At 35.7% G+C, this 18,182-nt stretch carries 23 protein-coding genes; 16 read left to right on the top strand and 7 right to left on the bottom strand.

Annotation, left to right across the window (positions count from 1 at the left end; translation table 11 throughout):
• The first annotated feature begins 109 nt into the window (after positions 1-109).
• From BJ095_RS01985 to BJ095_RS01950, 8 genes are all read left to right on the top strand, one after another.
• Positions 110-667, top strand: a complete 558-nt coding sequence (locus BJ095_RS01985) for a cysteine hydrolase family protein (RefSeq protein WP_107936035.1) — start codon at positions 110-112, stop codon at positions 665-667.
• An 18-nt stretch (positions 668-685) separates the two neighbouring features.
• Entirely contained in the window at positions 686-1,426 is a 741-nt protein-coding gene (locus BJ095_RS01980; RefSeq protein WP_107936033.1) for a class I SAM-dependent methyltransferase, read from the top strand.
• A gap of 51 nt (positions 1,427-1,477) precedes the next feature.
• Positions 1,478-2,074, top strand: a complete 597-nt coding sequence (locus BJ095_RS01975; RefSeq protein ID WP_235867549.1) for a nucleotidyltransferase family protein — start codon at positions 1,478-1,480, stop codon at positions 2,072-2,074.
• Positions 2,061-2,717 carry an HAD family hydrolase gene (locus tag BJ095_RS01970; RefSeq protein ID WP_107936029.1) on the top strand — a complete coding sequence of 219 codons (657 nt, stop codon included), beginning with the start codon at positions 2,061-2,063 and terminating at the stop codon, positions 2,715-2,717. The genes BJ095_RS01975 and BJ095_RS01970 overlap by 14 nt, the downstream gene beginning before the upstream one ends.
• Positions 2,718-2,857: 140 nt before the next feature.
• Entirely contained in the window at positions 2,858-3,730 is an 873-nt protein-coding gene (locus tag BJ095_RS01965; RefSeq protein WP_107936028.1) for a YitT family protein, read from the top strand.
• A 114-nt stretch (positions 3,731-3,844) separates the two neighbouring features.
• Positions 3,845-4,729 carry a GNAT family N-acetyltransferase gene (locus tag BJ095_RS01960; protein WP_107936027.1) on the top strand — a complete coding sequence of 295 codons (885 nt, stop codon included), beginning with the start codon at positions 3,845-3,847 and terminating at the stop codon, positions 4,727-4,729.
• An 80-nt stretch (positions 4,730-4,809) separates the two neighbouring features.
• A complete protein-coding gene (locus BJ095_RS01955; protein ID WP_235867548.1) occupies positions 4,810-5,277 on the top strand; it encodes a GNAT family N-acetyltransferase in 468 nt (155 codons plus the stop codon).
• 14 nt (positions 5,278-5,291) lie between these two features.
• Positions 5,292-6,005, top strand: a complete 714-nt coding sequence (locus BJ095_RS01950; RefSeq protein WP_107936025.1) for an AAA family ATPase — start codon at positions 5,292-5,294, stop codon at positions 6,003-6,005.
• Positions 6,006-6,068: 63 nt separating this feature from the next.
• Here the strand turns inward: BJ095_RS01950 and BJ095_RS18900 are convergent, their stop codons facing one another.
• The 3 genes from BJ095_RS18900 to BJ095_RS01940 form a co-directional block, all read right to left on the bottom strand.
• On the bottom strand, positions 6,069-6,224 hold the full coding sequence (locus BJ095_RS18900) for a hypothetical protein (RefSeq protein WP_181417929.1): 156 nt from the start codon (positions 6,222-6,224) through the stop codon (positions 6,069-6,071).
• A gap of 32 nt (positions 6,225-6,256) precedes the next feature.
• Positions 6,257-6,463 (bottom strand): hypothetical protein, encoded by a 207-nt coding sequence (locus BJ095_RS01945; RefSeq protein WP_107936024.1) that lies wholly within the window; start codon positions 6,461-6,463, stop codon positions 6,257-6,259.
• 163 nt (positions 6,464-6,626) lie between these two features.
• Positions 6,627-6,806, bottom strand: coding sequence for a small acid-soluble spore protein H (locus BJ095_RS01940; RefSeq protein ID WP_107936022.1), 180 nt, complete (start codon positions 6,804-6,806; stop codon positions 6,627-6,629).
• 274 nt (positions 6,807-7,080) lie between these two features.
• Between BJ095_RS01940 and BJ095_RS01935 the strand changes: the two genes are divergently transcribed.
• Positions 7,081-7,284 (top strand): hypothetical protein, encoded by a 204-nt coding sequence (locus BJ095_RS01935; protein ID WP_107936020.1) that lies wholly within the window; start codon positions 7,081-7,083, stop codon positions 7,282-7,284.
• 60 nt (positions 7,285-7,344) lie between these two features.
• Here the strand turns inward: BJ095_RS01935 and BJ095_RS01930 are convergent, their stop codons facing one another.
• Positions 7,345-7,899, bottom strand: a complete 555-nt coding sequence (locus tag BJ095_RS01930) for a GNAT family N-acetyltransferase (protein WP_107936018.1) — start codon at positions 7,897-7,899, stop codon at positions 7,345-7,347.
• 168 nt (positions 7,900-8,067) lie between these two features.
• Here BJ095_RS01930 and BJ095_RS01925 point away from each other — a divergent pair, with 168 nt between their 5' ends.
• Complete coding sequence (locus tag BJ095_RS01925; RefSeq protein WP_107936016.1) at positions 8,068-8,544, top strand: GNAT family N-acetyltransferase; 477 nt, start codon at positions 8,068-8,070, stop codon at positions 8,542-8,544.
• 61 nt (positions 8,545-8,605) lie between these two features.
• Here the strand turns inward: BJ095_RS01925 and BJ095_RS01920 are convergent, their stop codons facing one another.
• Positions 8,606-10,597 (bottom strand): methyl-accepting chemotaxis protein, encoded by a 1,992-nt coding sequence (locus BJ095_RS01920; RefSeq protein WP_107936014.1) that lies wholly within the window; start codon positions 10,595-10,597, stop codon positions 8,606-8,608.
• Between the two features lie 224 nt (positions 10,598-10,821).
• Between BJ095_RS01920 and BJ095_RS01915 the strand changes: the two genes are divergently transcribed.
• The 5 genes from BJ095_RS01915 (at position 10,822) to cyoE (ending at position 14,745) form a co-directional block, all read left to right on the top strand.
• On the top strand, positions 10,822-11,466 hold the full coding sequence (locus tag BJ095_RS01915) for an HAD hydrolase-like protein (RefSeq protein WP_107936012.1): 645 nt from the start codon (positions 10,822-10,824) through the stop codon (positions 11,464-11,466).
• Between the two features lie 78 nt (positions 11,467-11,544).
• Positions 11,545-11,910 carry a VOC family protein gene (locus BJ095_RS01910; RefSeq protein ID WP_107936010.1) on the top strand — a complete coding sequence of 122 codons (366 nt, stop codon included), beginning with the start codon at positions 11,545-11,547 and terminating at the stop codon, positions 11,908-11,910.
• A gap of 173 nt (positions 11,911-12,083) precedes the next feature.
• Positions 12,084-12,521, top strand: coding sequence for an aminoglycoside 6'-N-acetyltransferase (gene aac(6') / locus BJ095_RS01905; protein ID WP_107936008.1), 438 nt, complete (start codon positions 12,084-12,086; stop codon positions 12,519-12,521).
• Between the two features lie 71 nt (positions 12,522-12,592).
• The gene (locus tag BJ095_RS01900; protein WP_235867547.1) at positions 12,593-13,663 is read left to right on the top strand and encodes an AbrB family transcriptional regulator; all 1,071 of its coding nucleotides are present in this window, start codon (positions 12,593-12,595) and stop codon (positions 13,661-13,663) included.
• 197 nt (positions 13,664-13,860) lie between these two features.
• The gene (gene cyoE / locus BJ095_RS01895; RefSeq protein WP_107936006.1) at positions 13,861-14,745 is read left to right on the top strand and encodes a heme o synthase; all 885 of its coding nucleotides are present in this window, start codon (positions 13,861-13,863) and stop codon (positions 14,743-14,745) included.
• Between the two features lie 695 nt (positions 14,746-15,440).
• Here cyoE and BJ095_RS01890 read toward each other — a convergent pair.
• Both BJ095_RS01890 and BJ095_RS01885 read right to left on the bottom strand, forming a co-directional pair.
• Positions 15,441-15,695, bottom strand: coding sequence for a hypothetical protein (locus BJ095_RS01890; RefSeq protein ID WP_107936004.1), 255 nt, complete (start codon positions 15,693-15,695; stop codon positions 15,441-15,443).
• A gap of 197 nt (positions 15,696-15,892) precedes the next feature.
• Positions 15,893-17,275 carry a dipeptidase gene (locus tag BJ095_RS01885; RefSeq protein ID WP_107936002.1) on the bottom strand — a complete coding sequence of 461 codons (1,383 nt, stop codon included), beginning with the start codon at positions 17,273-17,275 and terminating at the stop codon, positions 15,893-15,895.
• A 308-nt stretch (positions 17,276-17,583) separates the two neighbouring features.
• On the opposite strand from BJ095_RS01885, the gene BJ095_RS01880 reads away from it, so the two are divergent.
• Positions 17,584-18,129: an RNA polymerase sigma factor gene (locus tag BJ095_RS01880; protein ID WP_107936000.1), complete on the top strand. Its 546-nt coding sequence runs from the start codon at positions 17,584-17,586 to the stop codon at positions 18,127-18,129.
• Positions 18,130-18,182 lie beyond the last annotated feature (53 nt).

Here is an 18,182-nt window from a genome sequence, read left to right as displayed (position 1 = left end):
TTGCGAAAGGTGAGATTTCAAAAAAATAAATAGTCAACTGAGGAAGGAATTATAAGGAAGACAAAAGAATACAAAGAGGATGAAATTTACCAAAGAGGAGGCGAATGGTTTGAACCAAGCATTATTAGTTATCGATGCACAGCAGGCACTAATTGATGGAGACGAGGTTGAAAAAGGGGTCATTGAAAAAGAAAGCCTAGTAAAAAATATAAACATGGTTATTCAAAAAGCAGTAGAAAAAGAGATTTCGATAGTTTTTATTAGGGATGTAGATGTATCCAAGGGTGAGGGACCAGGCTTCCAGGTACACGATGAAATTAATGTACCAGCGAGTGCGGTTACTTTTAATAAAGCAGCAACCAATTCGTTTTATGGGACTCCTTTAAAGGATTATCTAAAAGAACATAAAGTTGAGCATCTTGTCATGATGGGCTGTAAAACAGAGTATTGCATTGATACGGCTGTAAGGAGTGCAACGGTCAATGGGTTTGATGTCACACTGGTAGGCGACGCACATTCTACTTCAGATTCAGATACATTATCTGGTCAACAAATCATTCAGCATCACAATCGAATTTTGCATGGGCATTATAATGTGGATAACTTTTCAATGGTTCGAAATTCTGAAGAAGATTTGTTTACCCCACTACATGGTAATTATCGATAGGAAATTGGAGGAGATAATTTGAAGCAAAACATTTATGATAACCAAGTCTTTTTTGAACAGTATACGGCTTTAAGAGATAGTGGTGTTACGGCCAATGATTTTGTGGAGCAGCCTGCCATAAAATCACTTCTGACAGCAATAGAAGGGAAAAGGGTTCTAGACTTAGGGTGTGGTGCTGGTGCTTTTGCAAAGTATTGTGTAGAAAAAGGGGCAGCTAAGGTGGTTGCTGTGGATATTTCTAAAAATATGATTGAAAAGGCTATAAAGGAGAATCCTCATAAAAAAATCGACTATCTCTGCTCTCCGATAGAAGAACTAGACTTACATAACCAAACCTTTGATATCATCGTAAGCTCCCTAGCCATTCATTATATTGAAGATTACCCGAAGCTAATAGATAAAATTAAGAGCCTGCTAATCACTAATGGAGAATTTGTCTTTTCCACCGAGCATCCAATAGTAACAGCCCGAAAAGAAGAAATATCGAACTGGGTAAGGGACAGTGAAGGGAACAAGCTTCACTGGGCTATCGATCATTATAAACAAGAAGGTAAGCGGGAAGGGTATTGGTATGTAAATGGAGTGGTAAAGTACCATCGAACTGTTTCTACTCTCATTAATACGTTGATTGAAAAAGGTTTAACTCTAGAAAAAATTATAGAGCCTACATCAATTCCAGGTGGAATAGAGCTAAGACCAAAATTGATTGACGAGGAACGACGACCTTCCTTTATCGTTATTAAGGCAAAGAAAAACTAAGCTGCAGCTACCCCAATCGGCAGTTTTTTTAGCATGTGGAGGCGTAAGTGTTTGTTGGATGAAGAAAAAATATTAGCCAATATTCAAGAAGACTTGTGGATGATGGGAATCTTAAAAACTGCTAGAGCACTAAATTTACCGGATTGGTGGATATGTGCCGGTTTTGTAAGATCTAAGATTTGGGAGACATTACATGGCTTCAATGTTAGAACAGAGATTGAAGATGTGGATGTGATTTATTTTGACCCATCCAATCTTGATGAGGTAAAAGAAAAGGCTTATGAAGAAGCATTGAAATCATATTCGCCCAGTACTCCTTGGTCTGTGAAAAATGAAGCAAGGATGCATCTTCGCAATAATTGTGAACCCTATCAATCATCTACAGATGCAATTTCCAAGTTTCCTGAAACTGTAACTGCTTTAGGAGTGAAGCTGGATTCAGAAGATAATCTAATTTTAACTGCACCTTGTGGACTTCAAGATATTGTTAACATGATAGTTCGACCAACTCCATTTATTTTAGAAAATAAAAATCGTGCATTTATTTACGAAGAGCGTGTTGCTAAAAAGAACTGGAAAGCAACTTGGGGGCAGATAGAAATAAAACATATTACAAATAAAGGAGATGATTTTAATGGGAAAATATAAAGTAATATTATTTGACTTAGATGGTACCTTAACAGATCCAGTCGTTGGGATTACAAAGTCGGTTCAATATGCACTTAGTAAAATGGATATCCAGGAACCGAACCTTGATAAGCTGACTTGCTTTATAGGGCCTCCTTTACATGTTTCATTTGCTGAGTTTTATAGTTTCACAGAAGAGCAAACTCTATTAGCTGTAAACCATTATCGAGAGCGATTTAAGGATAAAGGGATTTATGAAAATGTATTATATGATGGGATTGTACCGTTATTAAAAGCATTAAAAGAGCAGCAGTATATTTTGGTTGTCGCAACCTCGAAGGTCACTGCTTTTGCGGAGCAAATCATAAAGTATTTTCAGCTGGACGAGTACTTTGACAAAATTGTTGGTAGTAACTTTGATGGTACAAGATCGGCAAAGGGAGAAATCATTCAGTATATTTTGGAAGGTTATCAAGAGTTATCTAAGGATGAATTCGTAATGATTGGAGACAGAAAGTACGATGTGATAGGGGCAAAGGAAACCGGAATTGACTCGATTGGAGTAAAGTATGGCTACGGCTCTATTGAAGAGCTTAAGGGAAGTGAACCCACACAAATTGTTGAATCTGTGGAGGAATTAACGGCATTGCTAGTAGGAGCTTAAATAAAATATTTAATGAAAAATTATTTGCATATAAAATTCTTAGAGCAGGTGTTTTGAGTTTTGGACAAGCTAACTTATAATTAAATAGGAAGTAAGACATAAATACATACTTATAAGTGAGTTTGAAAGTAGGAGAAAAGATGAACAGGGTTTTAAAGAGAAAGCCAAATATAGCTAAAATTATCGGGAAAACAATCATGATTATCCTTGGTGGATTAATTGCGGCATACGGTTTAGAGGCTGTATTGATTCCAAATAATGTATCGGATGGAGGAGTGACCGGTTTAAGTATCGTCGGGTCGCAGCTTTTCGATTTACCTCTAGGGGTTTTGATTGCTATCCTTAATATTCCTTTTGTATGGCTAGGCTATAAGCAAATCGGTAAAAGCTTTGCCATATATTCAGTAGTGGGAATTGTGTCTTTAGCGGTAGGTACAGTGTGGATGCACCATATACCAGCCATTATCGAAGGAGATACGCTGTTAATCACTGTTGTTGGTGGGATAATCCTTGGGTTTGGAATGGGTCTTGCCTTACGTAATGGTGGTGCGTTGGATGGTATTGATATGTTAGCTGTATTACTATCTAAAAAATTGCCATTTGGGACAAGTGACTTGATTTTATTTTTAAACCTCTTTGTCTTCATCGTTGTTTCGACGGTATTTGGTTTACAAGGAGCTATTCTTTCAGGGATTGCATATTTCATCGCTTCGAAGGTAATCCATATTGTTGAAGAAGGCTTAAGTGGGTCAAAAACCTTTAAAATTATTACAGCTGATCCTGAGGTAATGGTCGAAACCATTCGTGATCGATTAGGACGCAGTGCAACCTATAATGATGTTTATGGTGGTTATTCACATGAAATGTTCAAGGAAATCACTTGTGTCATCAACCGATTAGAGGAAAGTAAAATGAAAGCAATTATACAAGAAATCGACCCAGGTGCATTTGTTACAGTTTATGATGTAGCAGAAGTAAAGGGCGGAAACTTTAGAAAAAAAGATATTCACTAATACGTATAGTAAAGCGTTTCTGTAAAAGGAGACGCTTTTTTCTTTTTTTAAAGGATTAAATTCAGGGATAACGAATTTTAAGTTAGAAGGAAAAAGAAATGTGAGGTGTATTTTATGACAGGTACTATCGGAATTTCGCAAGATTTTAAAGAGTTAGCGCACTTTTTAGCTGAATTAAATAATCAAAAAGCCTTTCATATTGGTTATTGTGGACTTCAAGCCGATGAAATCTACGAAACCTTACAAGAAGATTTTGTAGGGGATGATGGCAAAATCTCGTTTCTGGTTGCTAGGAATAGCTATGGGGAAATTGAGGCTGCTATTGGGTTGGATATAGATGAGGACACAGCAGAGGTCTGGGGGCCATTTAATATAAATGCTGCCTTGACTGCACAAAATCAACTTTGGGAGCGGCTTATGCAGGAGTACCCAAAAGTTAGGATTTTTTATTTCTTTTTAAATAAAGAAAATATAAAGCAACAGGATTTTATGAATATGATCCAAGCAACTAAAACGGGAGAGCACCTTATTTTAGAATTGGAGAGAGACAATTTTGTAACGCTTCAAAATAGAAAGAGTACAGACTTTATCCAAAACGATTTTCAAGCTTTTGAAGCTCTGCAATCAGCAGCTTTTCCGAATACATATTATAGCGCTCAAACCATTGCAAGCCGATTAAATGAAGAGCATATATTAAAAATCCTCAAGTCTGAAGCAGGAGAAATGCTTGGGTATGCCTATTACGAGGTGGATTTGGACATGAATGAGGCAGACTTACACTATTTTGCGATTGCACCAGCTGCTCAAAATCAAGGATATGGCACGCTGCTGTTGAAGGAAGTTGTAACAGAAATATTTAATTTCAGTGAAATAAACGAGATGAAATTATGTGTTGAAGCTAAAAATGACAAAGCAAATCATGTTTATTTTAAAGCTGGATTTGTAGAGAGGGATTTATTATATAGCTATAAATTTAATCGTAGTAATGAAAGGAAATAAGGATATTTTGTAAAATATGGTTGAAAATGCGAGTGAATAATTATAAAATAAGAACAAACGTTCTATTGGAGGTGTGGATCTTGGAGCTCTGTTTTTATGAAGGTCAATATGAAAAAGCAATCAAACAATATCAATTAACTGAAGAACAGCTTCGCTATACGGGAATACCGACGGAAAGTATTGAACTGGCTAGCGAAGACATAGATCGTTACGCAGTATTAGCGTTAGAGGAGGGGAAGCTTGTTACTTTCTTCAATCTACATAAAAATGCTGGTGTAAAGCCATATTCTGATAATGCTAATGCCATTTTATTAAGAACATTTTCAACGGATCATCGCTATTTAGGCAAAGGCTATGCAAAGCAAGCATTAAAGGAACTGCCATCTTTTGTAAAACAGTATTTTGATAATATTAACGAAATCGTATTAGCGGTGAATGTACAAAATGATGTGGCGCAAAGCTTGTACAAGAAAAGTGGGTACGTTGATGAAGGGGAACGTAGAATGGGCAAAAAAGGTGAACTTATTATTATGAGTTATTATTTGTAAGCGGGTGATGAAGAATGTTAAAGAGAATTGAGCTCCAACGAGAATTAATTCCTTCTTTTACTGAATACCCATTTTCGATTCCGGGAATAAAGGAACTAGACTATCTAGAGTTTCAAGGTCCAGTAACATTTTTTGTTGGCGAAAATGGTTCCGGTAAATCAACGCTCCTGGAAGCTATTGCTGAAAAATGTGGATTTAATACTGCTGGTGGAGGAAGGAATAATTATTACGATGTCCACCGTTCCGAATCTGCATTAGGTAAATTTATTAGTCTTTCATGGTGGCCAAAAATGTCAAATGGCTTCTTTATGAGAGCAGAATCTTTTTATAATTTTGCATCCCATATAGATGATGTAAAAGCATTTAATGCATATGGAGGCAAGTCCTTGCACGAGCAATCTCACGGTGAATCTTTCATGTCTTTATTCTCCAATCGTTTTAATGGCAATGCTATTTATATATTGGATGAGCCAGAAGCAGCCTTATCTCCTCAGAGACAGCTTGCATTTTTAAGAATTATAAATGATTTAGTACATGACGGGGATAGTCAATTTATTATTGCCACACATTCTCCAATTCTTTTAGGGTATCCTAATGCCACTATCTATAGTTTTGATGAAGAAACTATACAAGAGGTTGAGTACGAACAAACTAGTCATTACCAGATTACAAGGTACTTTTTAGAAAATCGAGAGAGATTTATTAGGGATATTTTTAAAGAGGATTAATTTACAAATAAATGCACTTAAAGTATCTGTAAATACTTCAAATGCATTTATAAACTTTAATTACTATTTATTTCTGTTCTTTTTTGCCTTTTTGTTGTTATTTTTGATTTCCTGTACATCTAATTCTTGAGCGAATTCTTGGTTGTTATTATTGGAATTGTTTTGGTTATTATTGTTATTAGCATTGTTGTTAAAGTTGTTTTTATTTTTCTTAGCCATTGTATATTCCTCCAATATTGTATGGTTTTAGTTTATCTTTTATTCGATTGCATATTTTTATCGTGATTTGTTGCGTTATTTTTGTTTTTAACCTTTGAGTCGAATTCTTCTGCTATTTCAGCAGTATTATCTTCTGGGTTATCTTGGTGGCTTGTAGTATTCCTATGCAAATGCGCGTAGGTTTCAAAAGGGTTGTGGGTTCTCGTGTTTATTGTTTCCTTGCTGTTTTTGTTACCCATGGATTCACCTCCTAGATAATAATTTGCTCTTGGAAAGTGGATTTATTCTATAAATAAAAACTACTTAGAAAAGCATTAAATGGTAATAAAGAAGGTGGATTTAAATAAATTTCTATTTTTTATTTGAAGTCAAACAAGTTGTCGCTTAAACTATTTTTAATTATTAATGTTCCGTTAAATTTGATAATGAGACCTCTTGTTCTTTTTGAGGATCATCGAGGGGATAGATTCTTGCTGTTCCAGCATCAGCATCTACATGTTGAATATAGACCTTTTCTCCGTTATACAGGACCTTTGCAATGACTGGTGATTCTGAAATTTCTTGAGCTCTTTGTGCATTCATTCTGAAATCCTCCTTTTGAAAATTCACTATCGTACTGCCATTTAATTATTTACAATCCTTTGCTAAATATAACGGCTTCACCAGCAAAATATTGTTCCCTCTCTTGGATAAGACAGCATAAAAGGTATATTTTTCAGAAAAAAAAGAAACATTTACACTTCTTTTTCGTATATTAATAAAAGTAATCAGAATATAATGCGGTAAATTATCATTTACTATTTGCATTATTCATATATTAATACTGTCGCTTTTAAATAAGGAGTGTAAGGATAAAGTGAGCTTTAACTTGAAAAGACAGGCTGTAATTATTATTTCCTCTCTTGCTATTTTGATTGCAATTGGATTATCGATTGATATGTATTTAACGCATAAAGAAATTATGGACGCAACTAATGCATGTCATAATTTAAATGGGAATCCTATTATACATAAAGAAGGACTAATTTCTAATTGGTCTTTTACTTGTGATGGGTTATAGACAATAAAAAAACTCACCTCATGGTTGAGGTAAGCTGGGACAAGGTTCAATATAACTGATTTATTTTTTGGAAGTTATTTGTTCTAACCATTCATGCTCCAATATTCCGTAGAGGTGAGAGTCTCGCCAGCCATTGTGAATTAGAAAGTCGTCGCGAATTGTTCCTTCTCTCACCATACCAATCTTTTCTAAAACCTTGACGGAGCCAATATTTCGAGGGTCACAGGTGGCAGAAATTCGATGCAGGTTTAACTGAGTAAAGCCAAATTCAATCAGCATTTTTGCCACCTCTGTAGCGTAACCTAATCCCCAATAATCTGGATGTACAACGTATCCAATTTCTCCTTTTCTATCAATGAAATCCTGAATATTGATTTCTCCAGAGCCGATTAGTTTATTCTCTACGATGACTGCGAAAACAAATCGTGATCTAGGAACCTCATTACTATCAGAAACCACCTGTTGAACGAACTCTAATGAATCATCCTCAGAATTTGGCCCCCAAGGCTGAAACCTGCTAACTGTTGGAAGTGAAGCATAGGCATGTACATCCATCCAATCAGTTTCTAACATTTCTCTTAATGTAACGCTATGGCCAATTAAATTCGCAATCATTGAAATCCCTCCTAAAATACATGTCTTTAAAGATAGTTGAATTCTATAAGAAATATAAAAGTCCTCTAAAATAAATTGATTATTATGCCTCGCTTAAAAAGTAATCATTGATTCATATAAAGGTTTTTCAATATATTTAGCGAAAAGAATAGTGGGGTGAGTGTAAATATGAAACTGAAAGTGTACAACATGAATAATCAATTCGCTATTCAAATACTAAATTGGAAATATAAACCTCCATATGATTTTTATAATAATGAGTACTCCAAAGAAGCACTTGAAGAATTACTTAATAGTTCATACTATGCTTTAGTAGATACAGAAAATGAATTATTTGGATTTTTTTGTACTGGGAAATCAGCACAGGTTCCAGCTGGACATGCAATGGGAGCTTATGAAGAAAGATTAGTAGATATGGGGCTTGGCATGAATCCAATGCTTGTAGGAGAGGGTAGAGGAGCTGAGTTTTGCCTATTAATAATTAAACTAATTGAACAAGATTTCCAAAACGCGCCTATACGTTTAACTGTTGCTAAATTCAATAAAAGAGCTATTCATTTATATCGAAAACTAGGATTTATAGAAGAACATGAATTCCAAACTGATAGAGCAGAATTTATGACGATGGTGAGAAGAAGGGGATAAATGATATTAAAGTGTCCCAAAGGATACTAAAATCCTTTGGGACCACTTTCAATAAAAAATCTTAAATCTTGAATTTACTAATTGCAATCGCTAATTCTGTACTCAAATTATTTAGTTCTTCTGATGCTTCAGCTACAGATTGAATTGCTGTCAGCTGTTCATCGCTTGATGCACTGACTTCTTCGCAGGCTGCTGCTGTAGATTGTGCAGTTAGGGACATTTCTTCTATTGTTTGAACTACTTGATCTTTATAAATTACAATTCCTTCGATTTGAGAGATTACATTTTTAAAAGTACTCTCCATGTTCTCGATCAAGGTTGAAAGATTTGTGAATAGGGAGCTCGTATCTTCAACCACAATACCTTGATTTTGGAATGTATTTTGCATCTCTGTCATTTGATTTGTGACTTGCTGTGACTCTGATTGTAATTCCTGAATAGTTGTTTTTACTTGCTCTGTTGCTTTTGCTGATTGTTCGGCAAGCTTTCTAACTTCATCTGCAACTACCGCGAAGCCTTTTCCATGCTCACCTGCCCGTGCGGCTTCTATACTAGCGTTTAGTGCAAGTAAATTTGTTTGAGCTGAAATTTCAGAGATTGTGTTCATCACAGTATCAATTGCGCCTACTTTGAGTTCAAGCCCACTAATTGCGTCTGCCATATTCATTAATTCATGCTTTGAATGAGTGAAGGAGCCTAACAAATTATTCATTTTCTCATGCCCCATGACATTTAACTTATCAGTCTCGATTGTAATGTCGTGTAACGATGCGGTTTGAACCTTCATGTCATTGATTCTTTCACCAAGCTGTCCTGTAGTTTCTGTGACCATATCTGCATTTTCAGATGAAGTGGTTGCACCAATGGCAATATCATTCACAGCATTGGAAACTTCGATACTTGCAGCACTTGTTTCTTCTGCAAGTGCACTTAAATGGTGGGAACGTTGCTCTACATTATTGGATGAATCTTGAACAACAGTAATGATATTTTTCATATTCGAAAGCATTGAGTTGAAATGCTCTGCAAGCTTGCCGATTTCATCCTGAGATTTCACCTTGATATTAACAGATAAATCACCTTGAGAAACCTCTTCCATTAAGACACCGAGTTTATTAATAGGCTTTAAAACGCTTGTGATAAATAGATATAAAACGATGAATGTTACTGCAATAATCGCAATTGCTATTAAAGCTATTACTTGCTGGATATCCTTAGCTAAACCGTGTAAATTATCAACCTGGTACACAGCAGATACTGTCCAATTTAAGTCTGGAACCTTTTTATAAACAATAACTGATTCCTCATTGTTGATGGTTGATGTTATATTGTTGATGCTTTTATCATCAGCCTGCATTGCTTGTACAAATCGATCTTTACTAAGGTCTTCACCCATTTGGGAAGGATGAACAATGGCTACGCCGTTACTGTCTAAAACAACTGGATATCCTTCATAGCCTAAATCAGTAGAAGAGAGCATATCTGTAAGCTCTGCTAATAAAATATCTACGCCTAAAACTCCAATGACCGTGCTGCCATCTTTTACCGCTAGTGATCCTGTTATTGCATATTCACCAGTAACGCTATCCAGGTAAGGAGATGACCATACAAACTGATCTGGATTTTGAATTGCATTTGTATACCAAGGACGAGATTTTATATCTAAATCATTAATCCCATCAAAATGTGGTTCAATAATTGTGTATTCACCATCAGTAAAGTAAATGCCTGAGGAAGCATCGTAAATGGATAAGTATTCTGCTAAATCGAAGCGGTATAGCTGATCCGCTTCATCATTATATGTAGATGAATTTAAATAAAAATTTTGTATATCTGGTGATGCAGCTAATTTTAATATACTTTTCTCGTAAGTAGATAAAAATGTTGAGATATTATCTGAAAGGCCATTTACTACTACCTTACTCTGTTCTATCACGTTATCCTCTGTTTTCGAAGTGATTAAAAGAGAGCTGACTGTTCCTAGAGTCCCTAAGCCTAAAACAATAATGATTAACACTATAGCAAGTACTCGCCATTTAATAGATAATTTCATAAAATCTCCTCCCGATATAGTAAAATAAGAATGTTACTATAATAACAAAAAAATATTTTTGAGTATGTTAAGAAAATGATATATTTAGTATTTTTCAACTATTATAAATATATAAAATTATCTGAAATATAATTTTTTGAAGAAAATTTCCTTTAATTCAAATATAAGTAAGATAATGAAAGAGGCGTAATGATAATCAATCGTAAGTAAAGAGGAGGTAAAATATGAAACAAGCAATAATTTTTGATATGGATGGAACTTTATTTCAGACAAATATGATATTAGAACCAGCATTGGCTGCTACTTTCGATGCTTTAAGAGAGAATGAGCTATGGTTTGGCGAGACGCCTATTAGCAAATACCGAGAAATTATGGGCGTGCCGTTACCGGTTGTATGGGAAACGCTTTGTCCGAATCATTCTGAAGAAGTTAGAGAAAAAAGTAACGAGCTATTTCAGAAAAAGCTAATTGAGATGATTACTCTATGCAAAGGCGCGCTATATCCGAATGTAGCAGAAACACTCCAATCACTAAGTATCCAATATCCACTTTTTGTAGCGAGCAATGGGGAGTGGGAGTATTTACAGGCGATTATTGATACATATGAATTGAATCAATTGTTTGAAAAAATTTATAGCATTCAATCGATAGCATCAGGTAACAAATCGGAATTAGTAAAGAGTGTAATAGAAGAAAATGAATTGTCGAGCGCTTGGGTAGTAGGAGATCGATTGTCTGATATTATGGCGGCAAAAGAAAATGGATTAGTCTCAATAGGGGTGAATTTTGATTTTGCTCAACAAGAGGAGTTAAATCAAGCTGACTTCGTTATCAACGAGATGAAGGAATTACTGACAGTTATTCGCTAAAGAAAGCCGATTATGTTCTTATAGCCTTTTGGAGATAATAACGAAAATGGATTAAAGAAAAGAGCTGGAGGAATTACATTGAGAAGTGCCAACCCCTATATATTTGTAGAAAATTGTCTTGAAATTATAGAATATTATCGGAATATATTAGATGGTGATATTAGAAATGTTCAACAGACAGAGGATGGCAAGTGCTTGCACGCTGAACTTGTTGTAGGCGATAGTATTATCCACTTTTCCGATGACTTTGGAAAAACAAAGCAGGGTGATAATGTGCGAGTTAGCCTCGAATGTGAAAGTGAAGAGGAAATTACGAGAATTTATAATGATTTAAGTGTATCGGGAATGGTAACAGTCGAGCTTCAAGAAACCTTTTGGAGTGCATTACATGCCAATTTGGTTGACCAATTTGGCGTAGGCTGGCTTTTGAATTATCAAAAGTAAAACGAGCATAATTCTTGGTCTTTTGTACATGCTAAGAAGGGTCAGAACACAACTGAATCATCCTTCTATATAGCCGGTTTCCTATAGTAAGGAAATCGGTTTTTATAATTGCATTCAATTGGTAGTTAATGGATAATTTGCATTAAAGTGACTGAGAGGGAGGGGAACGGTTGATGATCCAGCAAGCGACTTTAAATGAAGTACGAACAGCTTCGGAATTAGCTCTATTACTGTGGCCAGATAATACAATTGAAAATCTCCTGCTAGAAATGGAAGAATTGCTAGCTTCTGAACGTACCGCAGTTTTCATTGCGTATGAGCAGGGTTCGGCAATAGGCTTTGCCCAATGCCAGCTTCGAACAGATTATGTAGAGGGAACAAATTCAAATGTAGTTGGTTATTTAGAGGGGCTATTTGTAATGTCAGATTACCGCAAGAAGGGCTATGCCAAGCAACTTGTAGAGTATTGTGAGCAATGGTCAAAAAGTAAAGAATGTACGGAATTTGCAAGTGATTGTGAATTACATAATGAAGAAAGCTTAGCTGTTCATTTAAAGTTGGGTTTCCAAGAAGTGAATCGTATTATTTGCTTTGCTAAGAAAATTAATTAAATAGCTAGCTCAAATTAATTTAATTTATGGTAATCTATTTAGGAACACGAAATAGAAATGAGGGTTCCTCGTTGCATATAAAATCGATTATTTTAGTTTTAATAATTAGCGTGATTGGTGCAGGGTTATTTGATGTGCTGGGGCTGCCGGTTCCTTGGATGCTAGGTCCATTATTTGCGGTCCTACTAAGCCAATTTTTTATTAAGTATGAGCTTTTTTGGCCGGTCCATTTTCGTAATATTGGATTAGTTGTAATTGGCGTTTCCATTGGTCAAACCTTTCAGTTAAATGTTTTCTCTGGAATGGGCTGGCTGATTTTTCTTATGTTTCTTATAAATATTGTTCTAGTAATCATAAGTATTGGGATGGCATTGGGTGTACAAAAATTCGGTAAGGTTTCCTTGAAGACGGCACTAACCGCTACCGTTCCAGGTGGTTTAGGGCAAATTGTGGTGTTTGCTGAAGAGGAAAAGGATATCAACTTAGCGGTAGTTACATATTTTCATGTGGTTCGAGTAATAAGTATCGTGATGGTGATTCCTTTTATTTTATCAGGCCATGTTGTTCAATCGGGGAGTGGAGAAAACCTTTTAGAAATACAATGGCTTCCAGTTGTCATATTACTACTGGCCTCTTGGGCAACGGTGTGGATAGGGAGAAGGATTAAATTACCGGTTCCATATTTTCTTACACCAATTTTGTTTATCATCATACTTACTTTATTTTCTGTGGAAACACCTCATGTACCGGAAATTTTGTTACATATTGCACAATTATTTATGGGAGCTTATATCGGTCTTTTACTCAAACCGAAAATGCTTAGACTGGGAAACAGAGTTATCCTATTAGGAATAGGAAGTGCTTTGTTATTAATTGGTATTACCTTTTTGCAGGGTATTTTATTGGTCCATTTTCTAGGTTATTCTTTATCCACAAGCTTCTTAAGTACAGCAGCAGGTGGACTCGATCAAATGAGCTTAATTGCTACGGCAATCGGGGCTGATGTTTCAGCTGTAACGGTATTTCAAATTTTTAGACTCCTATTTGTCTTTTTATTTGTTTTACCATTATTGAAGATAGCTTGCTCTTACATCGATCAGAGACAAGCAAAAGAAAATCAAGAGGAGAAGGTGCTTCCGTAACGGACACCTTTTTATTTTTTGATTTAATTAGAACTATAGGAAATTAATAGGTAATTCTACATGATATTTTGTTAATCTGTCATTGAATTTTCATATTAAATAAAGCTATGTCATTGTTGAAATAGATAGTTCAGTGGTATGATAGAATATAGTGCTTCTCCAGAAGGATGCCTAATAATGAGGGGAAAAGACATACTATGCAAAACTATCTTGATCTCTGGGCTAAGACGGTTAAGACAGGGATTATTAAATCTAATTTAATTCCCATGATTGCTGCACTTATGCTCGCTTTATATACGTATAAACTAAATTTTATTGACCATATACCACACATCATATTTGCTGTTGTAGGTTCAGCTTTCATAATCGGTGCCTCGGGTATCTTTAATAACCTATATGATCGCGATATAGATGCAATCATGAAACGTACACAATCTCGACCTACTGTAACAGGTGCGTTAAATACACGTACGATTTTGATTGTTGGTATTATTCTACTAATTGCTGGGCTGGCGATTCTTTCTTTAACAACTTGGCTTGCTGCATTTCTTGGATTCCTTGGTGTGTTCTTTTACGTAATTCCATACACAATGTGGACTAAAAGAAGAACGATTTGGAATACAGAAGTGGGAAGTATCTCCGGGGCTATGCCACCGTTAATCGGTTGGGCAACAGTTGCACCAGATATTTGGTATCCGGCAGCGTGGGCATTATTTATCATCATGGTCATCTGGCAAATGCCACATTTCTATGCAATTGCCATTCGTAAAAAAGATGACTATGCAGCAGCGAATATTCCGATGCTTCCAGTTAAAAAGAGTATGAGAAGAACGTATTTACAAACAAATATTTACTTAGTTATTATGATGCTAACAAGCTTCTTATTTGTTCCTTTAAGCTGGGGTCTAACACTTTCTTCACTTATCCTAGGTGGGATTTGGCTTTGGATAAGTATCGTGGGCTATCGCCAAATGGACGAGAAAAAATGGGCGAATAAAATGTTTGCGTACTCTTTAATTTATATGATGGCCGTATTTGCTACAGTAATTATCTATTCAAGTGTGGGTATGATACTTCAATAAGGTGAAAAGGTGTCCTTTCTAGGGCGCCTTTTTGCGTCTTCAAAGGATTTGTGGATAACTTTTTAAGATAATTCTTAAAATTCTAATTATTTGTGGATAATGTGGACAAAAATCGATGAAACAGTGGATATGTGGATATAGAAAATGGTTGAAAACAAATAGGTATTGCTATTTTGTGGATAACTTTATGCTGATAGGTGACCGAGAAATTTACCAGCAGACTTTAATAAAAATTGTATTGTGGATATTCTGTTGCATATCAGGATTGGGATAGTTTGTGCAGGTAGAGTGGCTGTTTAATATAGATTTGTAGGGGAGAATGTATTGGGTGGATAGGTTGTTATATAACAAAATATATCGAAATTGTGAACGATATTGTGATAAAAATGTGACATATAGTGATATCGTATCCACAATCGCTAGTAGAAGATGATATGATAAAAACATCAAAAAGAGGTCAATTAAGCCTTTTTTGAAAATCGCTCTTTAGTAAAAAAGTGGTAAGTAAGCTCATATGAACCTTTATAAAAGCTTGTTCGACAAGATATATAACCTCCCCTATGTTTATATATAACGCTTTCTAAAGGTTAAAATTGAAACAGCACTGTGCTTGTCGCGTAGTGCTGTTTTTTTTGCTTAAAAATGAAAAAACCGATGAAATGGATCATCGGCTAAAAGCATATTTGAATATTCAATTAGAAGGCGATAAATGAATAGACACCAAATAAAAATGAAACAGCGGCCAAAGAGTAATAGAAGATACTATTATTTTTCTTATTTTCTCTTTTTAACTCGTATTGTCCCATAGCTAAAAAGAGGGGACACATTATCATATACGCCCATGGTAGTAGATTTGGGCTCCCAACAGCGAACGTATAAACTCCAATCAACACAAGCAACAGACCTACTACGGGCTGCATTAAGACTACCAGACTCCATTTATTCTCCATACAAATCACACTCCTGTTTGAAAAGATACATGTTGCTAGAAATTAGCATATAAATTGTATATATTAAATTAATTCTACAAATATTTAGAAAATTCCTTTTTGTTACAAAAAAGAAATATTTTATACTTTTGATTTATATAAAATTGGCAATAAAAAAACCTAAAAGCTCAAAGATGAACTTTTAGGTTTGGGTAGTATTAGAATTTCAAATTGGAAACCTCATGTAAGTAATCGCCTAGTACGCGAAGTCCTTTGTCGAAGTTTTCTAAGTGGAAATGCTCATTTGGTGCATGGAAGTTTTCGCTATTTAGGCCGAATCCCATTAACACGACAGGTAATGCCAGAATTTCGTCAAATGCAGCTACGATAGGAATTGAGCCACCACCACGTGTGAAGGCAGTTGGTACATTATAAACGCGCTCATAAGAACGACCAGCTGCTTGGATTAATGGATGATCAAATGGTGTTAAGAAAGGAGCACCTTTGTCAAATTCAGATACAGTAACTTCAACGCCCTTTGGCTTATGCTTTTCAATATGGGCCTTAAGCAATTGAACAATTTCATTTGGATCTTGGTCTGGTACTAGACGGCAAGTGATTTTTGCTCCAGCTTCAGCAGGTAAAACGGTTTTAATACCTTCGCCAGAGAACCCACCAAATACACCGTTAATTTCTAATGTTGGACGAGCCCACGTTTGTTCTAAATAAGAGTAGCCTTCTTCACCGAATAATTCAGTTACACCAACTTCTTGCTTTAATGCTGCTTCATCAAAATTTAGCTCACGATATGCTTGGCGCTCTTCTTCAGATAAGGGACGAACATTATCATAGAAGCCTTCTACTTGGATTGTTCCATGCTCATCACGGAATGAAGCTAAAATATCAGCTAATGCATGGATAGCATTCTGAACACCGCCACCATAAAGGCCAGAGTGAAGATCACCCTTTGCACCACGCACATCAATTTGAACACCAGTAAGTCCACGTAAGCCATAGCATACAGCTGGTTTACCAGGAGCATAAAGACCAGTATCAGAGATTAAGATTAAATCTGCTGCAAGCTTTTCTTTATGTTCTTCTACATAAGCAGGTAGGTTAGGGCTACCGATTTCTTCTTCGCCCTCGTAGATGAATTTCACGTTTACTGGAAGGGTACCCTCTGTTGCAAACAATGCTTCAAGCATTTTTAAATGCATGTAAACTTGACCTTTGTCATCAGAAGCACCACGAGCAAATAATTTATTGTCGCGAATTACAGGATTGAAAGGTTCAGATTCCCATAAGTGAAGGGGATCCACTGGTTGTACATCATAGTGACCATAAAATAATATCGTTGGTTTGCCTTCTGCATGCAGCCATTCACCATAAACAACTGGGTGACCTGCAGTTTGATCTACTGATACGTTTTCAATGTTTAGCGCGCGAAGCTTGTCCGCTAACCACTCTGCTGCTGTTTGAATGTCTTGTTTGTGCTCAGAAAGGGAACTGATACTTGGAATACGAAGAAACTCACTAAGTTCCTCCAAATGCTTTTCTCGGTTTTCTGTAAAATAAGCATCTAAAATTTGTGATTGACTCAACATAAACCCTCATTTCCAAAATTATTTAGATAATAGAAATAGTATAGCATACGCGTGCCTGGTCCCAAAACAATTCAGAATAGTTTGGGTGCCAGGTACACAAACAATTCGAGAACAATTCAGAATAGTTCGTGTGCCAGGTACACAAACAATTCAAACACAATTCCCACACAATTTACGAAAATTACAAGGGATAGATTTGAAGCTTACAGGAATGTAATGTAATTGAAAGCAAATCCGATAGAGTGTAATACAATTTTTTGGGAAAATGTATACAGAAGGTAGTACGATATTGGAGGAAACAAACTATGATTAGTTGTTTAAATGGAATTTACGAGGAATATAATCGTTACATATATCATTTATGTTTAAAATTAACTCGCAACACAGCTGAAGCTGAGGATTTAATGCAAGAGGTTTGGGTTAAAGTTGTACGTAATGAAGAGCAGGTAGAGAAGGTTGACCACGTGAAAGCATGGCTTACTACAATTACAATGAATACATTCCGCGACCGCTATCGCAAAAATGTAAGAAGAAGCAAGTACATGATGAGTCAACCTGAAACATTAGACGTACCGATTTTAGATTTGGTTCCCAATAATGAAATTTCTACTGAAGAAAAAGTAGAAAAAGAGGTTGTAACGAAAATCGTTCAAGAGAAAATGCAGGAATTAGACGGAATCTATCAAAAAACATTATGGTATTTCTATGTTGATCAATATTCACTAGCTGAAATTTCAACGTTAATGAAGGTATCAATCGGAACAGTGAAATCACGTTTATTCCGTGCTAAAGCTAGATTAAAAGAAATATTAATTGCTGACTCATCCCTGCAGGATGTTGTGATGGCATAAAAGAAAGACTTTCCTTTATGGGGAGTCTTTTTTTGTGGGCACTAAAAAAGCAG

Source organism: Ureibacillus chungkukjangi, assembly GCF_003217295.1.
Taxonomy (GTDB): domain Bacteria; phylum Bacillota; class Bacilli; order Bacillales_A; family Planococcaceae; genus Ureibacillus; species Ureibacillus chungkukjangi.
This window is presented reverse-complemented; position numbering and strand designations above follow the sequence as displayed.